This is a genomic window from Lentzea alba, from assembly GCF_011067745.1.
Lineage (GTDB): Bacteria > Actinomycetota > Actinomycetes > Mycobacteriales > Pseudonocardiaceae > Lentzea > Lentzea alba.
On the sequence record NZ_JAAMPJ010000004.1, the window covers coordinates 455,967 to 473,285 of the forward strand.

The window sequence follows — 17,319 nt, forward strand, 5'->3', positions numbered from 1 at the left end:
GGTTATCTTGGCGGGGTGCTTCTCGATCAGGTCTCCAAGCGGTACGGGCACGGACCCTGGGTGCTGCGCGACCTCACCCTGGAAGTCTCCGGCCTGGTCGTGCTGACCGGCGCGAACGGCACCGGCAAGTCGACGCTGCTCAAGATCGCCGCCGGGGTGCTGAAGCCGTCGACCGGACGCGTGGTGCGGCCCGCGTCGGTCGGTTACGTGCCGGAGCGTTTTCCGTCTGACGTCAAGATGTCCGCGTCGTCGTACCTGGCGCACATGGGGCGCGTCCGCGGGGCCGCGGCGAACGACGTCCTGGAACGGCTGGGGTTCGTCGGGTCGTTGACGGCGCCGATGTCGGAGCTGTCCAAGGGCAACGCGCAGAAGGTCGCGCTGGCACAGGCGTTCCTGGCTGCCGACGTGCTGGTGCTCGACGAGCCGTGGACCGGCCTCGACCCGGCGGCCGCCACTGAACTGGTGTCGCTGCTGGAAGATCGGACGGCGCTGGTGTCCGATCACGAGGGCCATCTCGCGTCGGCCACCAGGGTCGACCTCGCCGGCGGGCACGTGACGATCGAGCTCAGCCGCGTGGTGGGGCTCGACGCGTTGGAAGCGCTGGAGGGTGTGCGGTCGGTGTTGTCGCGAGGGTCGTCGGCGCGGGTGGTGGTGGCGCCGGACCGGAGTGATCAGGTGCTGGCCGAGGCGTTGCGGCTCGGCTGTTCGGTGCGGAGCGTGCGGTGATCTCCCTGGTGCGGTACCTCGCGGCCGACGTCCTGCGAGGACAGCGGTATCTGGCGCCCCTGCTGGTGTTCCTCGGCGTGCTGGGGATGTTGTTCGCGAGCGACGCCGGGCAGCCGCTGGAGGCCTACTCGGGTTCGGCGGCGTTGCTCTACCCGATCGCGGCGTGGATGGCCGTGGTGGTGGCGACGTCCGAGGACGTGGTGCGGCGCGAGATCACGGTGGTGTCGGCCGGCGGGTGGTCGCGGGTGCTCACGGCTGCGGCTCTCGTCGCGGTGTTGTTCGCGTTCGCGATGGCGTTGCTCGCCGCGGTGTGGCCGGTGGTGACGAACCCCCACCCGTACACGGCCGGTCAGTTTTTTGTCGGACTCGGCGCGCATACTGTGTGTGCGTTGCTGGGCGTCGGAGTGGGATTGATGTTCGCGCGGCCGGTGTTCGACTCGATCGGACGGACCGTGCTCGCGGTGTTCGGTGTGGTCGTGCTGACGTATCCGCTGGGGCGGGCGACTCCGCTCGGGTGGGTGCTGGACGCGTTGGGGCACAACCGGAGTTCGCTGTCCGTGCTGTGGGCCGGGGTCGTCGGGGTCGCGTTGGTGTCGGCCGCCGTCGTCGTGGGTGCGCGGCGGGCCTGATGCGGGTCAACGTGCTCGGGCCGCTTCAGGTCCTGGTCGAGGGCGTGCCCGTCGAGGTGCGCGGGAAGAGGCTGCGCTGGTTGCTGATCCGGCTGGCGATGGAGCCGGGCCGGGTCGTCGCCGCCGACCGGTTGATCGCGGACCTGTGGGCGGACGAGCCACCGGTCGACGGTCCTGCCTCGTTGCAGTCGCTGGTGTCGCGGTTGCGGCGGACGCTCGGTGCCTCGGTGGTGTCGTCGCACGCGCTGGGGTATCGGCTGGAGGCGTCGACCGACGTCGAGGAGTTCTCGCGGACCCGGGACGCGTCGTTGTGGCGCGGGCCGGCGTTCGAGGAGGCGCCGTTCGCGGTGGACGAGGCCGTGCGGCTGGCGTTGCTGCGCGACGACCTGGCCGGGCTGGAGACGTTGGCGGCCGCGCATCCGTTGCGGGAGGACGTGCAGGCCCGGTTGATGCTGGCGCTGCACGCGGCCGGGCGACGGTCGGACGCGCTGGAGGTCTTCGGACGGGTTCGGTCGGCGCTGGCCGACGAGCTCGGGGTGGATCCCGGTGCGGTGCTGGCGGCTGCCCACGCGACCGTGCTGCAGGAGCGTGCGGTCCGGGGGAACCTGCCGGCGTCGGTGGGCTCGTTCGTCGGGCGGGACGAGGACCTGGCGCGGTTGTCGTCGTTGTTGCGGGACAACCGGTTGGTGACGTTGACCGGCTTCGGCGGGGTGGGCAAGACGCGGCTGGCGCTGACGTACGCGGCCTCGGTCGCGCAGGCCTGGTTCGTCGAGCTGGACTCCGCCGCTGAACCGTTGGCTGCTTTGGACGCGGCGCTGGGACCGAATCCGTTGGCCACGCCGGTGTTCTCGCGGCTCGGGTCGTCGTTGGTGGTGCTGGACAACTGCGAGCACGTGGTCACGGCCGCGGCTTCCTTGTGCGAGCGGTTGCTGGCTTCGGCGCCTGCCGCTTCGGTGCTGGCGACCTCGCGGGAGCCGTTGGGGATTCCCGGCGAGGTCGTGGTTCCGGTGGCGCCGCTGGACCTGGATCACGCGGTCCGGTTGTTCTCCGCTCGGGTCGGCACGGCCTTCGACGGTGAGGTGGTGCGGCGGGTTTGTGCCGCGCTGGACGGGATTCCGCTGGCGGTGGAGCTGGCAGCGGCGCGAGCCCGGTCGTTGTCGGCGGCGCAGCTGGAGTCGCGGGTGGACAGCCGGTTGCGGTTGCTGGACCGAGGTGCGCGGACAGGGCCGGTGCGGCATCGGACGTTGCGGGCGGTGATCGACTGGAGCTGGGAGCTGCTGGACGACGCCGAGCGGACGTTGCTGGCGCGGCTGGGGGTTTTTGCCGGCGGGACAACGGCTGCGGCGGTGCACGCGGTGTGCGGGGCAGGCTCGCGCAGGGGTACCCCCGTGCTGGGAACCCCTGCGTTTCAACGTACTCAGGACCCCCGACAAGATCAGGATCTCTGGGACACCGAGGACCTGTTGTCGGCGCTCGTCGAGAAGTCGCTGGTCGTGCGTGCGGGTGAGCGGTACCGGTTGTTGGAGACCGTGCGCGAGTACGCGTTGGAGCAGGGGCAGGTCGATCCCGCCGGCCATGCCGCCTACTACGTGGCGTTGGCCGAGCAGCACGAACCGTTGCTGCGCGGGCCGGAACAGCTCGAAGCGCTCAAGGTCTTCGACGCGGAACGGGCCAACTTCGACGCCGCGCAGGCGTGGGCCGTGCGGCACGACCACGAGCTCGCGCGGCGGATGATGGCTGCCCGCACGTGGCACTGGCTGGTGATGACCAAGCGGTTCGAGGAGATCAGGCGGTGGGCGCCGCTCACGCCGGACGACCCGCTGTCGCAGGTGCTGGTCGCGCTCGGCACGCCGCGGGCGCTGGCCGCGGCGGAACGGCTGTGGCAGGAGGACGTGCCGACGGCGTTGTGCGCGTTGATGCTGACCAGCGGGCAGGTGTGGGGTGAGGCCGAGCTGGGTGAGCGGCTCACACGGCTCGCGGATCGGCTCGAACGGTCCGAGGACGAGTGGATGCGGGCGTTCTCCGCGCTCATCCGGGGCGTGGTGGCGGGCGAGTTCAGCGAAGGGGCGGCGCCGCGAGCGGAGGCCGCCTATCGGCAGGCGCTGGAGGGGTTCCGGGCCGTCGGCGATCGGTGGGCCGTGGTGTTCGGGCTGTCGTGCCTGGTCATGGTGTTGATCAACCGGGGTGCGTTCGCCGAGGGCTTCCAGGCGGTGTCCGAGGCCAGGCAGGTGGCCGCGGAACTGGGCGAGCCGGAGAGCGTGCTGGTGCCGATGTCGGTGCTGATGCAGACCGCGCGCATCAAGGTCAGGATGGGCGACCTCGCCGGGGCCAGGGCCGATCTGGAACTGGTGCCGGCGCCGCAGCTCGACCTGGACCAGGCGCGGATCGCGCAGGCCTACGGTGAGATCGCGTACTTCGAGGGCGACTTCGAGAAAGCCGTGCAGCTCTACCAGCAGGCGCTCACCACCACGCGGGACTCGCCCGCGAGCCAGTTCCGGGCGACCGTCCACGCCGGACTCGGACTCGCGCTGACCCGGCTCGGACGTCTCCACCAGGCGGGGGAGGAACACGAGAAGGCGCTCGACACCGTCCGGACGAGCGCGGACGGACCGGCCCGCGCGATGGTGCTGGAGTGGTACGCGGACTGGCTGCTCGCCCAGGGCGACCCGGACGGTGCCGGGAACGCCCTGGACGAGGCGGAGAGGCTACGCGGCGGCCCCAGCCGCGACCCGATGGTGGTGCAGCTGCGTGACCGGATTCGCGCCGAAGTAGGCGTCGATCGCTGACCGGCCGATCGCGGCGACGTACCCGTCCGGGCGGACCAGCACCGGGCCGTCGGGGAGGTCCAGCGTCACGAAGCCGGGGCCCCGCAACAGATCGAAGATCCGGCCCTGGTCGGTGATCCCGTCGGGCATGCGGTCACCCGCCCGCAGGCCGGGCCCGTCCTCGGTCCGGTACGACAACGAGAGTTGCAGCGTCTCGTCGCCGCGGCGCTCGAAGGGGTTGCCGGACATCATGATCGCGGTCGTCATCCCGAGCAACCACTGGGCGACGGGCTTGCGTTCGGCCTCGTAGCTGTCGAGCAGCGTTTCCATCGCGAGCTTCCAGCCCAGGTTGTAGGCGTCCTGGATGCCCGTGTTCATGCCCTGCGCGCCGGCGGGAGAGTGCACGTGCGCGGCGTCACCGGCAAGGAACACGCGGCCGACCCTGAACCGGTCCACCATGCGGATGTTGGTGCGGTACAACGACATCCACGTCGCGTCGTGCACGACCACGTCGTCCAGGCCGGTGCGTTCGCGGACGATCTGCCGGTACAGCTCCAGCGACGGCTCGCCGACGCCGCTGGCCTGGAACTGGAAGAGTTCGGTGCCGGGCAACGGGCACAGGGCGAGCCACTGGTCGGCGCGGCCTCCCCAGCTGTGCCAGTGATCGCGGTCCAGCCCGGAGACCCGGACGTCGCCGACGAGCATCCGCTGGTCCTCGTGGGTCTCGCCGACGAACTGCACGCCGAGACGCTTGCGCACGAACGACTTCCCGCCGTCGCAGCCGACCAGGTACTTCGCTCGCACGGTCTGCGAACCGATGACCGCGGTGACTCCGTCGTCGTCCTGGAAGAACGACGTCAGCGGCGTGCCGTACTCGACCGTGCCGGCGGGCAGCGCGTCCCGCAGGATCTGCTCGACCCGGAACTGGGGGATGAGCATGGTGCTCGCGTACGGGCGTTCGACCGTGGGGTGACGGCCCTCGTGCACGTCCCACTCGCGCAGCACCTCGCGGCCGTCGTAGGCGCGCATGGTCAGGTGGAACCGGCCGGCGGCCAGCACGTTCTCGATGACGCCCAGGTCGTGGAAGACCTCCATGCTGCGCGGCTGCAGGCCCTTGCCGCGCGAGCCGGCGAACGGCGCGGGCGAGGCGTCGACGATGCGGAACCCGACGCCGCGGCGGGCGAGGTCGAGGGCCAGGGTGAGGCCGGTCGGGCCGGCGCCGATGATCAGAACCTGAGTGTCCATGACCGAAGCGTCGGCCCGTGGACTGCCAAGGCCCTGTCACCGCGCTGTTGCGCCGTGACAGGGCCTGGTGAGCAGCGAGAACTTACTTCTTGAGCAGCTCGATCAGCGCGTCGACGTCCTTCGGCTCGAAGCCGCGGAACACCGTCAGCGCCAGCTCGTAGTACGAGCGGATCGGGCTCACGTACCACTTGCCGTCGACCTCGGTCGCGACCACGCCGACACCGGTCTTCATGACCGACGCCGCCACCCGGCCGATGACCTCGACCGCCGCGGCGGGGATCTTGCCGCCACCCTGCTGCTGCATCAGCTGCGTGATCTCGTCCGCGCACAGCTTCTGCGGGCCCTGGCCGGGCACGTCGGCCGCGTAGCAGTCACCGTCGCGCGTGATCGTGACGGTCTCGCCCTCCGCGGTGACCGACAGCTTCTTGACCGTGACCTGCTTGCCGCCGGTGACGTCCTTGACGTCGGTCTCCAGCGCGTTGAGCTTGGCGCCGGTCGGCTTCTGCTTACCGGCCTGCTCCAGCAACAGCGGGCCGAGGTCCTGCAGCACACCGGCCTCGTCCGGCGGCAGCAGCGTGATGACCTTCTTCAGGTCGCTGTCCAGCGCGGCGTTGACGAGGTTCTTCGCCGCGTCCTCCGGCGAGCTCGCGCCCTCCGGTGCGAAGCCCTGCTGCGGCCACTTGAGCTTCTCGTCCTCCAGGACCGCGTTGGCGATCGTGTAGAAGGCGCTCGGGTACCACTTGTCGCCGACCTTGATCGACGCGATGCCGATCGGGGTGCCGCGCTTCTGGACCTCGGCGGTGATGTCGATCGTCTCGGTCTTCGACGTGGTCAGGCTGACCTTGTCGCCGATCGCGTCGACGAGCTTGTCGGTGAGCGGGATCTTCGAGACGTCCGAGGTGATCGTGATCTTGCCCTCGACCAGCTTGTTGATGGTGAGGTGGTCGTTGATCTTCTCGGCCTTGGCCTCGTCGAACTTGATGTTCTCGCTCTTGAACTCGACGCCCGACATCTTGTTCGGGTCGGCGTCGGGCTTCAGGATCTCGAGACGCTTCATCTCCTTCGTCATCGAGTCCAGGTAGTCCTTCGACAACGCGGCCTCGGCGGGCGCCAGCGACGCCATGATGCCGACGACGTCACCGCTGCCGAGCTGCTCGATGAGGTTCTTCGCCGCGACGGCCGGGGTGTCCTGGCCCGCGTTCGCCGCCGGGTCGGACTTCTTCAGCGCGAAGAACGTGACACCGCCGCCGATGAGCAGCAGCACGGCGACCACGGCCGTGATGACCAGGCCGGTGCGCTTCTTCTTCGGCGGCTCCCCGCCCATCGGGGCGTAGCCGAACGGCTGCTGCTCGAAGCCCTGCTGCGGAAAACCCTGGGGCCCGGTCTGCGGGAAACCCTGCTGCGGGAAACCCTGCGGTCCGGTCTGCGGGTACGCGCCCGGCTGCTGCTGCGGAAAGCCCTGAGGGCCGGTCTGCGGGTAGCCACCCTGCTGCGGCTGTTGCTGGTAACCGCCCTGCTGCGGGTAGCCGCCCTGCTGGGGCTGCTGCTGCCCGTACGGGTTGTTCTGCGGCTGCCACTGGCCGCCGCCACCACCTGGGTAGCTCACGGATTCCCTCCCGTTATCACTGCGCTGCGCCTGTTGGAGGTGAGCACCGTGATCGCCCCCACGATCGTCAGTACGGCACCGGCAAGGGTGACCACCGGTCCGGCGATGCTGATTCCGACCAATGCACCCTTGCTATCCCCTTGGACTGTGGCTAGTAGGGCCACGGTTCCACTGATCGTGCCAAAGAGAAGGCCGACGCACGCGGCAAACCGTCGAAATCGGACCACGTACAGGGCCACCACGACCATCGCGAGGGGCGTGAGACCCACCCAGATCGACGTGACGACGCTGCCCGCCACCCCGTCCAACCCGGCCAGATCACGCAGCGAGAGCACTTCGTAACTGTCCCTCGTGGTCGATCCGGATTTGAGCCAGGGAAGGAAAGTCCCGACGATCGAAGTGACGAGGCCCACTGCCATGATCCCGGCCGCGATGGCGGCTCCCACTGCGCTGCGCACCCGACTAGTGTGAACCGATGCCCTCCGACGCGTGCAAAGCGGCACGGGCGCTGGTCGCGTCCGCGCACCGGATCACCGTGCTGACGGGCGCCGGAGTCTCCACCGATTCGGGCATCCCGGACTTCCGCGGGCCGGACGGGTTGTGGACGCGCGACGCCGACGCGGGCAAGGCGGCTTCCCTGGACGCCTATCTCGCCGATCCCGAACTGCGCAGGCTCGCCTGGCGGACGCGGCTCGACAGTCCGGTGTGGACGGCCAAGCCCAACGCCGCGCACAAGGCGTTGGTGGAACTGGAACGGTCCGGCCGGTTGCGCACCGTCGTCACCCAGAACATCGACGGCCTGCACCAGAAAGCCGGCTCCGATCCGCATCGGGTGCTGGAACTGCACGGCACGTTGCACGCCACGGTGTGTTTGGCCTGTGGTGCCACCGGCCCGATGCGCGACGCGTTGAAGCGCGTCGCCGACGGTGAGGCCGAGCCGGACTGCGCGCGCTGCGGAGGAATCCTCAAGTCCGCCACGATCTCCTTCGGGCAGGAGCTCGACGCGGAGGTCCTGCGGCGCGCCCGGCTCGCCGCGCTGGACTGCGACGTGCTGCTGGTGGCCGGCACGTCACTGTCGGTGCAGCCCGCCGCGGGACTCGTGCCGCTGGCCGCGCGCGCCGGCGCCGAGGTGATCATCTGCAACGCCGAACCGACGCCGTACGACTCGCTGGCGGCCGTTGTCCTGCACGAACCCGTCGGCGAGGTGCTGCCCGACCTCAGCTCCGTTCCCCCATCCGGGGGAGGCCGATTTTCGTCCTGGGGAGATCCGAGCACCTGGTCGTAGGGTCGGTTCATGCGCGTACCGCTGATCACCACGGACTTCCTGGACCGGGCGTCGTTCGCGTTCGGAGCGACGACGGCGACCATCGACGAACCCGACCAGCCGGCCAAGCCGGTGGACACGACGACGTACGCGGAGATGGCGACCCGCGTGCGCGCGTGGCAGGCGGGGTTCGACGCACTGGGCGTCGGCGAGGGCGAGCGGGTCGCCGTCGTCAGCCACAACTCGGCGCGGATGCTGGAGCTGCTGCACGCGTTGCCCGGCAGCGGGCGGATCTGCGTGCCGGTGAACTTCCGCCTGCGGCCCGACGAGGTGAAGTACATCGTCGAGCACAGCGGTGCGTCGGCGTTGTTCGTCGATCCGGAACTGTCGCTGGACGACGTGACAGCACGGCACCGCTTCACCTTGGGCGAGGAGTCGGAGTCGCTGCTTCGGTTCGATGTGGAGCCACGGCCGTGGAGCGCGCCCTCGGAGGACGCGACCGCGACCATCAACTACACGTCCGGAACGACTGCGCGGCCTAAGGGTGTGCAACTCACGCACCGCAACATCTGGCTCAACGCCGTCACGTTCGCCATGCACACACGTGCGTGGGAGGGCGACGTGTACATGCACGTGCTGCCGATGTTCCACTGCAACGGCTGGGGAATGCCGTTCGGTCTGGCCGGTCTGGGTGTGCCGCAGGTGGTGCTGCGCAAGGTGGACGGCGCCGAGATCCTGCGCCGTGTGCGCGACCACGGCGTGACGCTGATGTGCGGTGCACCGGCCGTGTGGAACTCCGTGCTGGACGCCGCCGCAACGTGGGATGGCGAGATCCCCGGCCGTGACCGCGTACGGATCGTGTGTGCTGGTGCGCCGCCGCCGTCACGCACGATCCAGCGCGTGACCGAGGAGCTCGGGTGGGAGTTCCTGCAGATCTACGGCCTGACCGAGACGGCGCCGCTGCTGACGTTCAACCGCGCCCAGCCCGGCCCGACCGGTGAGGAGAAGGCCAAGAAGCAGTCACGGGCGGGCGCGCCGGCGTTGGGCGCGCAGCTGCGGATCTCCCAGACCGGTGAGGTGCTGGCGCGGTCGAACGTGGTCATGGAGGGCTACTGGGACAACCCGGAGGCGACCGCCGACGCCATCGAGGACGGCTGGTTCCGCACCGGCGACGGCGGCTACTTCGACGACGACGGCTACCTGACGATCTCGGACCGCAAGAAGGACGTGATCATCACCGGCGGTGAGAACGTCTCGTCCATCGAGGTCGAGGACTGCCTGTTCTCGCACCCGGCCGTCGCCGAGGTCGCGGTCATCGGCGTGCCCCACGAGAAGTGGGGCGAGACGATCAAGGCGCTGGTCGTGCGTTCCGCGGAGGTCACCGAGGCCGAGCTGATCAAGCACTGCAAGGAGCGGCTCGCCGGGTACAAGGCGCCGACGTCGGTGGAGTTCCGCGACTCGATCCCGCGCACGGCGACCGGCAAGATCCAGAAGTTCAAGCTGCGCGAGCCGTACTGGGCAGGAAGGGACCGCGGCGTCAACTGAGCACCTGGCCGGAAGCGCTGTCCGAAACCTCCGTGCCGGCCGGCGCCGAGAAGCACCCCGTCCCTTTCGCCCGGAAAAATGAGGGCGGGGCTGGGGTGGGCACTGGTCTGGCCGGGTAACGGGCACAGCTTCTGGCAGCCTGCTCGGTCGGCCGTTAGGCCACTCCGGCGACACGCCGGACTCCGATCGTCCCAAAAGGACCACCGCGCGTGTTCCACTGTGACACGTGTGGTTGACGGTGCGTTAGTTCCGGATGCGCCGAATGAGTCTGATTGGTCTAATGCGGTCGGAGGTGATGTCAGGTGTTGACACGATTCTCCGCCGTGGTGGTGCTGATGGCGGCCTTCCTGACCGGGACGGCCCACGCCGTGCCGCCGCCTCCGCCGAACCCGAGCGACGCGGAGATCTCGGCGTCGCGGGCCGAGGCAGACGCGAAGGCGGCCCGCGTGGGCGAGCTGACCGGTCGGCTGACGCAGGCCGAGTCACGCCTGCAGGAGCTGATGGACGAGGTCTCCTACAAACGCGAGCTGGCCAACAAGGCCCGTGTGGACCTGGAGGCGGCGATCTCGGCGGCCGAGGCCGCCCGCCGCGAGGCCACGGCGGCGCGCGTCCAGGCCGACGCGGCCAGCGCCGCGGTGGAGCGGAGTCGTCGTGAACTGGACGAGTTCGCGGCCGCCTCGTACGCGCAGGGCAGCACCGTCGGTTCCTTCTCCGCCTACATCGGCGCCAAGTCGCCGGAGGACCTGCTGGCGCGCGCCCAGATGCTGGAGGCGGTGTCGGCGGCCAGCCTGAACCGCCTGGACCAGGTGACCCGCGACCAGGGCACCGCCGCGAACCTCGACTCCGCCGCCCGCGCGGCGCTCAACCAGGCCGAGGCGAAGCAGGCCGCCGCCGACGAGGCCAGGAAGGTCGCCGACCAGGCTCAGCAGGTGGCCGTTGACGCGCACACCGCGCAGACCGCGGCGACCACGCAGCTCCAGTCCGACAAGGACGCCGTCGAACGCGAGCTGAACGCCGCGCGCGGTCAGGTCAACGGACTCCAGGCACAACGCCAGCAGTACGACCAGTGGGCCGAGGCGAAGAAGCGCGAGGACGAGGAGAACGCCCGTCGTGCCGCGGCGGCCCAAGCGGCGGCTGCGGCGCCACCACCCGGACGGCCGGCTGCTGCTGCTCCCGCCCCGTCAGGCAACCGCGTGCAGACGGTGATCAACCGGGCGTTGTCGCAACGCGGCGTCATCTACGCGTGGGGCGGTGGCAACTACAACGGCCCGACGTACGGCGTGCGCGATGGTGGTGTGGCCGACTCGTACGGCGACTACCGCAAGATCGGCTTCGACTGCTCCGGCCTGATGATGTACGCCTTCGCCGGCGTCGGCGTGTACCTGCCGCACTACAGCGGCTACCAGTACAACTCCGGCCGCAAGGTCCCGCTGTCGCAGATGGCGCCGGGGGACATGATCTTCTGGGGTCCGGGCGGCGGCACGCACGTGGCGTTGTACCTGGGCGGCGGAATGATGGTCGAGGCACCGCATTCCGGTGCTGTGGTGCGGATTTCGCCGGTGCGGTACGGCGGGATCATGCCGTACGTGACCCGCTTGCTGTGAAACCCGGTGACCCGTTGTGCGGACGGGTCACCGGGAGACTTGCTCAGGCAGCGTTGATCCGCAGCGGGCTCGTCTTCGGGTACACCCGAGTGAGCCAGTTGTGGAACGGGTGGATCGTCGTCACGCCGTCCGGCCTGCGGATGGTGATCTCCTCGAGGCACCAGTGCGGGCTGTCGTCGTTGTTGGCGAAGTAGATGTCGATCGAGCTGATGGTGCCGAGGTCGGACAGCGTCTTGTCGTAGACGTCCGTGCGGCCGCGCTCGCGGTCGTCGCCGGGGTTGTCGAGGAGGATCCAGCCCGACGAGGTGGTGGAACCGTTCACCCGCGCCTCGACGCGGGAGTCCGTGCCCGCGTCCTTGACGTCGCAGGTCCGGACCTCGATGTGGTAGTTGCCGGCCGCGGCCTGGGCAGTGCTCATCCCCATCATGGCCGCCAGTCCGGCGGCCGTGAAGCCGACGATCGCACGAGCTGCGAGCTTCATGCCTGTTCCCCTCTTGGTTGGGCGGTGTTACGAGGGAGAACAGTGCCGACCGGCGATTGCACGACTGTGCGGTGATCGTGAAATCCGCTGCTCAGCCGGTGCGGCACGCCTTTCCGTCGACGGTGAACGCGGTCGGGTCGGCGCCGCTGCCGGAGGCGGTGAATCCGATGTGGACGGACCCTCCCGGTGCGACGGTGTGATTCCACGGCAGGTTGGTCGCCGTCACGTCATGCCCGGTCTGGTGCCAGTGCGCGGACCAGCCTCCGGTGATCTGCTGGGGGCCGGGGAAGGTGAACGCGAGCTTCCACCCCGCCCACGCGGTCTTGCCGGTGTTCTTGACGGTCACGTTCACCGTCTGACCCTGATGCCACCGGTGGGCGTTGTAGCTCACCTCGCAGCCCGGCCGGCCGACCTGCTCCGCCGCCCAGCCGGTGACCCAGGCGAGCGCGGAGTTCCAGTTGATCGCGACCTCGTTGACCGAGTAGGCGCCGATGTCGTCGACCCAGCACTTCTGCACCGGGCAGCCGACGAGCAGCCGGGCGGCCACCGGGTCCTGCAGGAAGCTGTTGGGGCCACCGGACAACGAGCCCGGCGGCGCCGTCGGCAGGGTCGGGTCGGACTGGTGCGCCCAGAACCGGTGGTGCGCGTTGCGCATCGCCTGCTCGCCGTAGCCCGCCACGTACGAGGTGCTGAGCGGGTTGCGGCCGAGCACGTAGTGCAGCGCCTCGAACACGCCGTCGCGGTACTTCGCGGCACCGGTGAAGTCGTGCGCCAGAGCCAGCACCTGGGCGTTGTTGAGGACCGTCGAGTTCGACCCCCAGACGTACCCGTCTGCGCCCTCGTACGGCGTGGCGTAGCCCATCCGTTCCATGTACGCCAGGTGCTGGTCCGCCACCGTCGCGAACGCCGACTTGATCGCCGCGATGTCCGCCGCCGGCAAACCGTTGGGGGCCAAGGCGAGCGTGATGTCACCCAGCGGCGCCGTGCCGCCCCAGGAGAAACCGTCCGTGTTTAGGCCGGCCGCCCGGTAGTGCGGTGAGCCGGTCACGTCGGCGCGGTACGCGGCGTCTCCGGTGGTCGTGTACAGCTCCGCCGCGGCCCAGTAGAACTCGTCGCTGACGGTGTCGTCGCTGTAGGCGCCGCCGCCGGTGCCGTCGTTCGGGTCGGCGAGCTTGGCCGGGTTCGCCTTGGCCGCCGTGTACGCCTTGCGGGCCGCGGTGAGCAGCGTGGCGGAGTAGGTGGCGTCGATGCCTCGCCACAGGCGGGCACCCTGCGCCGCGACCGCCGCCAGGTTCAGCGTCGCCGCGGTGCTGGTCGCCGACAGCCTGCGGACCTGGTCGTCCAGCTCGGGGCGGGTGGGCAGGGCCGTCCAGTTGGCGTCGTGGATCTTGTGGTGCGCCATGCCGTCCGGTGCCTGCATCTTCAGCAGGAAGTCGGCCTCCCAGCGCGCCTCGTCGAGCAGGTCCGGCACCCCGTTGGCCCGCTCCGGGATGTTCATGGTGCCGTCGGCGAACGCGGAGGCGTCACCGGTTCGGACCGCACGCTCGTAGGAGTTGAGCAGCTGCCACGTGGCGATACCGCCGTTGACCACGTACTTGCCGTGGTCGCCCGCGTCGTACCAACCGCCGCGCACGTCGAGCGTGTAGCCGCAGGCGATGTCGGCCCGGCACGGCACGTCGTTGTCGCCCTTGTTGGGCGCGACGTTCACGTGACCCGCGGGGCGCGCGTACTCGTCACCGACGTACTGCGCTTCGATCGGCGTGCCGCTGCGCTGGTGGTAGAAGAACGCGAGCGAGTCGTAGCGCAGCTTCTTGATCGGGTCGGCGGAGATGTCGAACGGGAAGCTGGTGTCGGCGCCGACCGACAGCGTGTAGCCGGTGCCCGGGGTGTCGAACGACGAGAAGTCGATCAGGTGCACCGAGTCGCCGGACGCCGTGTCCGCTCCCTTGGGCGTGCTCTTGCCACTGGCCACGGCCGTGCCGGCGGAGTCCTTCAGCGTCCACGTCTGAGGCGTGGTCTCCGCGGAGACGAGCGTCGCGCGTTTCGGCAGGCCCGGCGCATAGCCGACCTGGTCCACCTGGACCTTCTTGGTGGGATTGGGGTTCACGCCACCGGGCGGTTTCACGCCACCGATCAACGAGACGTTGTCCACGCAGATCGTGTTGTCGGACGGCTGGCCACCGAGCTGGAAGGCGAGCTGGCCGTTGCCGGCGTCCGGGAAGTCCAGCGTGGAGGTGAAAGTGAAGGTGAAGTGCTGTTTGGCTGTGGTGAGCGCGAAGGTCTGACTGGCGATTCCCCGGTACGGGCTCACGCTCTCGCCGGCCGCGGCCACGACGTTCTGCGCGGTCGTGGCGTGGGCGTCGAACGACAGCGTGTAGGACTGCCCGGTCTCGTACGGGACGCCGTTCTGGCCGATCAGGGCGTCCCACGGGTTCGTGGTGCCGCCGGTGACCGAGGCGCACAGCTCCCCGTCGGTCACCCTGTTGGTCACACCCGCGCTGCTCCACCAGGGATCAGCGGTGCCGGTGTCGAACGCTCCGTTCAGCAGCCGCTCGTAGTCCGCCGCAGCCGTGGCGGCAGCGGGGTGTGCGGTTGCTGACAGCACCGCGAGCAGGGCCGCGGCCAGCCGTGTCGATCTCATGTCGCGAGGTCCTCCGTCCGCTTTGACGGCTTTCTGGGAGCGCTCCCAGAGGACCATAGGGTGATCGCGCCGACGCGGACAAGCCCCGTTCGGTCGTTTGTCCTGACCGATCTAGAGAGTGCGAGCCCACAGTTGGCCGATCACGTCGTGGCCGAAGCTGTGCTGCGGAGTCTTCTCGATCAACTCGAACCCGTGCGCCTCGTAGATCTTCCTGGCTGACGTCAGGCCGTCGACCGTCCACAACACCATGCGTTCGTAACCGGTGTTCTTGGCGAACTGGATGCACGTGTCGACGAGCCTGTTGCCCGCGCCGTGGCCACGCGCGTTCGGGTGCACGAGCAGCACGCGCAGCTTTGCGGTCGTGTCGTCTTCTCGGACGCAGAACACGCATCCGACGCGTTGGCCGTCCAGTTCGGCGATCCAGGCGGCTTCCTTCGTGTCGTCGTGGCCGGCCGCGTAGTCGCCGACGATCTTGGCGACCAGTGCCTCGAACGAGGTGTCCCAGTCGTGCTCGGCGGCGTAGAGCTCGCCGTGCGCCTGCACGACCCAGCCCAGGGCACCCGGCTTGCCCAGAGGGCGGATCAGCATGGTCGCCTCCCACTGACACGACTGTTTCAGTAATGCGAAGATAGCGCGCATGGCGTCCGCGCGGGAGACCGAACTGCTCGAAGCCGCTTACCGCTACGTGCTCACGCACGGGCTGGCCGACGTGTCGCTGCGGCCGCTGGCGGCGGCGATCGGGTCGAGCACGCGCGTGCTGCTCTACCTGTTCGGCAGCAAGGACGGGCTCGTCAAGGCGTTGCTGGCGCGGGCGCGGGCCGACGAACTGGCGTTGCTCGCCGACATCGGCACCGGACCCGATGTGGTCGCACGGCTGTGGGAATGGCTGTCGGCGCCCGCTCATCGGCCGTTGCTCACGCTGTGGCTGGAGGCGTACGCACGCTCTCTCGTAGAGCCGAACGGGCCGTGGGCCGGCTTCGCGCGCGCGACCGTGGAGGACTGGTTGGAGGTGCTCTCTTCGGCTCAGTCCGAGGAGGTGCGCGACACGCCTGCCGGACTGGCCGCGCGCACTCGGGAGCTGGCGTTGCTGCGGGGCGCCCTGCTGGATCTGCTGGCGACCGGGGACGAGAAGCGGGTCAGCGCGGCACTGGAGTGAAACCGAGGGCGGTGAGGAGTCGCTCCGACGGCGTGTTGCCGTCGGTGACCGCGGCGAGGACCGGGGCGTCGAGGGCACGCAGAGAGGCCGCGACGACCGCGGTGCCGAGGCCGCGGCCCTTCCACTCCGGGTGCGTGATCACGTAACCGAGCCAGAACTCGTTGTCGTGCCTGGAGATCAGCGAGGCGGCCACGAGCTGGTTCTCGTCGACGACGAAGCTCGCGTCCGGCACGGCGTTCGGCCGCCAGCCCGCGATTTCCACCGCTCCGTCGCTGTTGCCGCCGAGCTGTTCGTCGATGGTGCCGGCGTAGGCGCGTTCCATCAGGTCGGCGAGAGCGGCGTCGTCCTCGTCGTTGACGGTGCGGAGGTTCTGCGGCAGTTCGGGCACCGGGCCCGGCGCGCGGCGGTACAGGGTCCGTTTCATGCGTTCAGTGTGGTGGGGAACTAGCTTGGTGGCGTGAAGATTGTCGTATTTGGTCCGACCGGCATGGTGGGCCAGGGCGCGCTGCGCGAGTGTCTGCTCGACCCGGAGGTCGACTCGGTCGTGACGGTGGGGCGGTCCGCTCTGGCCACGACCGAGCCGAAGCAGCAGCACGTCGTGCACGCGCACTTCGGTGACCTGACACCGATCGCCGCTCAGTTGGCCGACGCCGACGCTTGCTTCTACTGCATGGGCGTGACGTCGGCGGGTCTGACCGAAGCCGAGTACACGCCCGTGACGCACGACTACGCGCTTGAGGCCGCGCGTGTTGTTGGTGGCACGTACGTGTACGTGTCTGGTGAGGGCGCCAACGCCGAGAGCAACACCATGTGGGCTCGGGTGAAGGGGCGCACGGAGAACGAACTGCTGGCGTTGGACCGGCCGGTGTTCGTGGTGCGGCCGGGATTCATCCAGCCGCGCAACGGGATCACGTCGCGGACCCGGATCTACCGCTACCTCTACTCGTGGTCGTCGTGGCTGTTCCCGTTGCTGAAGAAGGTGGCTCCCAAGTACGTCACGACCACGGAGAACCTCGGCCGGGCGATGGTGGCGCTGGCCAAGGGGGCTGCGGCTCCGAAGCTGTTGCGCAGCGACGAGATCAACCGGCTGGCTTGAACGCGTCCGCCGTCTTGACCACGCCCGCCTCGCGGCCCGGCGCCGTGTGGTTCTCCCAGTAGAGGTTGGTGTGCGCGATGACCTTGTCCGGCGTGGGCGCGCCCCACTCGGACAGGTCCTCGGTGGTGTGCGCGTCGCTCACCAGCTTGGCGTCGTAGCCGCGCACGATGGCGCCGTGCAGGGTCGAGCGGATGCACTCGTCGGTCTGCGCGCCGGACACCACGAGGCTGCCGATGCCCTTGCCCGCCAGCACTTCCTCCAAGTCGGTCGCCTCGAACGAGTCGGCGTAGGTCTTGTGCACCACGGGTTCGCCGTCGGCGAGTTCGAGCTCGGGAACGAACTGCCAGCCGTCCGACCCCTTGGGCATGTGTTCGGGGTTGCTGTGCTGCACCCACACGACGTCGACGCCGGCCGCGCGGGCCTTGTCGACGAGGGTGGCCACGTTGGCGACGACCTCATCGCGGTTGTGAGCGTGGTTCACCACGCCGTTCTGCACGTCGATCACCAGCAACGCGGTGTTGGGGCGGTTCGCCAGAGTCGTCACGCGCGCCAGCTTAGGCC

At 69.5% G+C, this 17,319-nt stretch carries 16 protein-coding genes; 8 read left to right on the forward strand and 8 right to left on the reverse strand.

Annotated elements, in window-relative coordinates; genetic code table 11:
* The first annotated feature begins 15 nt into the window (after nucleotides 1-15).
* Genes G7043_RS17860 through G7043_RS17870 form a run of 3 tightly spaced genes read left to right on the forward strand, consistent with a single transcriptional unit; the run spans nucleotide 16 to nucleotide 4,141 of the window.
* Nucleotides 16-726 (forward strand): ATP-binding cassette domain-containing protein, encoded by a 711-nt coding sequence (locus tag G7043_RS17860; RefSeq protein ID WP_166046777.1) that lies wholly within the window; start codon nucleotides 16-18, stop codon nucleotides 724-726.
* A complete protein-coding gene (locus G7043_RS17865) occupies nucleotides 723-1,355 on the forward strand; it encodes a hypothetical protein (RefSeq protein ID WP_166046778.1) in 633 nt (210 codons plus the stop codon). Before G7043_RS17860 ends, G7043_RS17865 begins: the two co-directional genes overlap by 4 nt.
* Complete coding sequence (locus tag G7043_RS17870; RefSeq protein ID WP_166046779.1) at nucleotides 1,355-4,141, forward strand: BTAD domain-containing putative transcriptional regulator; 2,787 nt, start codon at nucleotides 1,355-1,357, stop codon at nucleotides 4,139-4,141. Before G7043_RS17865 ends, G7043_RS17870 begins: the two co-directional genes overlap by 1 nt.
* Here G7043_RS17870 and G7043_RS17875 read toward each other — a convergent pair.
* From G7043_RS17875 to G7043_RS17885, 3 genes are all read right to left on the reverse strand, one after another.
* Entirely contained in the window at nucleotides 4,061-5,365 is a 1,305-nt protein-coding gene (locus G7043_RS17875; protein ID WP_166046780.1) for an FAD-dependent monooxygenase, read from the reverse strand. The two genes, G7043_RS17870 and G7043_RS17875, sit on opposite strands and share 81 nt — an antisense overlap.
* An 82-nt stretch (nucleotides 5,366-5,447) precedes the next feature.
* Nucleotides 5,448-6,971 carry a flagellar basal body protein FliL gene (locus tag G7043_RS47640; protein WP_207311285.1) on the reverse strand — a complete coding sequence of 508 codons (1,524 nt, stop codon included), beginning with the start codon at nucleotides 6,969-6,971 and terminating at the stop codon, nucleotides 5,448-5,450.
* Entirely contained in the window at nucleotides 6,968-7,429 is a 462-nt protein-coding gene (locus tag G7043_RS17885; RefSeq protein ID WP_166046781.1) for a hypothetical protein, read from the reverse strand. The genes G7043_RS47640 and G7043_RS17885 overlap by 4 nt, the downstream gene beginning before the upstream one ends.
* Nucleotides 7,430-7,446: 17 nt before the next feature.
* Here G7043_RS17885 and G7043_RS17890 point away from each other — a divergent pair, with 17 nt between their 5' ends.
* From G7043_RS17890 to G7043_RS17900, 3 genes are all read left to right on the forward strand, one after another.
* Entirely contained in the window at nucleotides 7,447-8,256 is an 810-nt protein-coding gene (locus tag G7043_RS17890) for an SIR2 family NAD-dependent protein deacylase (RefSeq protein WP_166046782.1), read from the forward strand.
* Nucleotides 8,257-8,265: 9 nt separating this feature from the next.
* Nucleotides 8,266-9,780: a class I adenylate-forming enzyme family protein gene (locus G7043_RS17895; protein ID WP_166046783.1), complete on the forward strand. Its 1,515-nt coding sequence runs from the start codon at nucleotides 8,266-8,268 to the stop codon at nucleotides 9,778-9,780.
* A 305-nt stretch (nucleotides 9,781-10,085) separates the two neighbouring features.
* Nucleotides 10,086-11,384, forward strand: a complete 1,299-nt coding sequence (locus G7043_RS17900; RefSeq protein ID WP_242642433.1) for an NlpC/P60 family protein — start codon at nucleotides 10,086-10,088, stop codon at nucleotides 11,382-11,384.
* A 43-nt stretch (nucleotides 11,385-11,427) separates the two neighbouring features.
* Here the strand turns inward: G7043_RS17900 and G7043_RS17905 are convergent, their stop codons facing one another.
* The 3 genes from G7043_RS17905 to G7043_RS17915 all read right to left on the reverse strand — a co-directional run bounded on the left by G7043_RS17905 (nucleotide 11,428) and on the right by G7043_RS17915 (nucleotide 15,094).
* Nucleotides 11,428-11,865 carry a PLAT/LH2 domain-containing protein gene (locus G7043_RS17905; protein ID WP_166046784.1) on the reverse strand — a complete coding sequence of 146 codons (438 nt, stop codon included), beginning with the start codon at nucleotides 11,863-11,865 and terminating at the stop codon, nucleotides 11,428-11,430.
* A 91-nt stretch (nucleotides 11,866-11,956) separates the two neighbouring features.
* Entirely contained in the window at nucleotides 11,957-14,506 is a 2,550-nt protein-coding gene (locus G7043_RS17910; protein ID WP_207311286.1) for a glycoside hydrolase family 9 protein, read from the reverse strand.
* Between the two features lie 111 nt (nucleotides 14,507-14,617).
* A complete protein-coding gene (locus G7043_RS17915) occupies nucleotides 14,618-15,094 on the reverse strand; it encodes a GNAT family N-acetyltransferase (RefSeq protein WP_207311287.1) in 477 nt (158 codons plus the stop codon).
* Nucleotides 15,095-15,143: 49 nt separating this feature from the next.
* Between G7043_RS17915 and G7043_RS17920 the strand changes: the two genes are divergently transcribed.
* On the forward strand, nucleotides 15,144-15,662 hold the full coding sequence (locus G7043_RS17920; protein ID WP_166046787.1) for a TetR/AcrR family transcriptional regulator: 519 nt from the start codon (nucleotides 15,144-15,146) through the stop codon (nucleotides 15,660-15,662).
* On the opposite strand, the gene G7043_RS17925 is transcribed toward G7043_RS17920, so the two are convergent.
* Nucleotides 15,643-16,086 carry a GNAT family N-acetyltransferase gene (locus G7043_RS17925; protein WP_166046788.1) on the reverse strand — a complete coding sequence of 148 codons (444 nt, stop codon included), beginning with the start codon at nucleotides 16,084-16,086 and terminating at the stop codon, nucleotides 15,643-15,645. The genes G7043_RS17920 and G7043_RS17925 overlap by 20 nt on opposite strands.
* 33 nt (nucleotides 16,087-16,119) lie before the next feature.
* Between G7043_RS17925 and G7043_RS17930 the strand changes: the two genes are divergently transcribed.
* Nucleotides 16,120-16,758: an epimerase gene (locus G7043_RS17930; RefSeq protein ID WP_166046789.1), complete on the forward strand. Its 639-nt coding sequence runs from the start codon at nucleotides 16,120-16,122 to the stop codon at nucleotides 16,756-16,758.
* Here G7043_RS17930 and G7043_RS17935 read toward each other — a convergent pair.
* Nucleotides 16,742-17,302: a cysteine hydrolase family protein gene (locus G7043_RS17935; RefSeq protein WP_166046790.1), complete on the reverse strand. Its 561-nt coding sequence runs from the start codon at nucleotides 17,300-17,302 to the stop codon at nucleotides 16,742-16,744. The two genes, G7043_RS17930 and G7043_RS17935, sit on opposite strands and share 17 nt — an antisense overlap.
* Between the last annotated feature and the right edge of the window lie 17 nt (nucleotides 17,303-17,319).

Excerpts from the sequence above, each read along its gene's own strand:
- G7043_RS17870 (WP_166046779.1), top strand. The coding sequence starts at position 1,355 with ATGCGGGTCAACGTGCTCGGGCCGCTTCAGGTCCTGGTCGAGGGCGTG.
- G7043_RS17925 (WP_166046788.1), bottom strand. The coding sequence starts at position 16,086 with ATGAAACGGACCCTGTACCGCCGCGCGCCGGGCCCGGTGCCCGAACTG.
- G7043_RS17890 (WP_166046782.1), top strand. The coding sequence starts at position 7,447 with ATGCCCTCCGACGCGTGCAAAGCGGCACGGGCGCTGGTCGCGTCCGCG.
- G7043_RS17905 (WP_166046784.1), bottom strand. The coding sequence starts at position 11,865 with ATGAAGCTCGCAGCTCGTGCGATCGTCGGCTTCACGGCCGCCGGACTG.
- G7043_RS17915 (WP_207311287.1), bottom strand. The coding sequence starts at position 15,094 with ATGCTGATCCGCCCTCTGGGCAAGCCGGGTGCCCTGGGCTGGGTCGTG.
- G7043_RS17920 (WP_166046787.1), top strand. The coding sequence starts at position 15,144 with ATGGCGTCCGCGCGGGAGACCGAACTGCTCGAAGCCGCTTACCGCTAC.
- G7043_RS17875 (WP_166046780.1), bottom strand. The coding sequence starts at position 5,365 with ATGGACACTCAGGTTCTGATCATCGGCGCCGGCCCGACCGGCCTCACC.
- G7043_RS17910 (WP_207311286.1), bottom strand. The coding sequence starts at position 14,506 with ATGAGATCGACACGGCTGGCCGCGGCCCTGCTCGCGGTGCTGTCAGCA.
- G7043_RS17895 (WP_166046783.1), top strand. The coding sequence starts at position 8,266 with ATGCGCGTACCGCTGATCACCACGGACTTCCTGGACCGGGCGTCGTTC.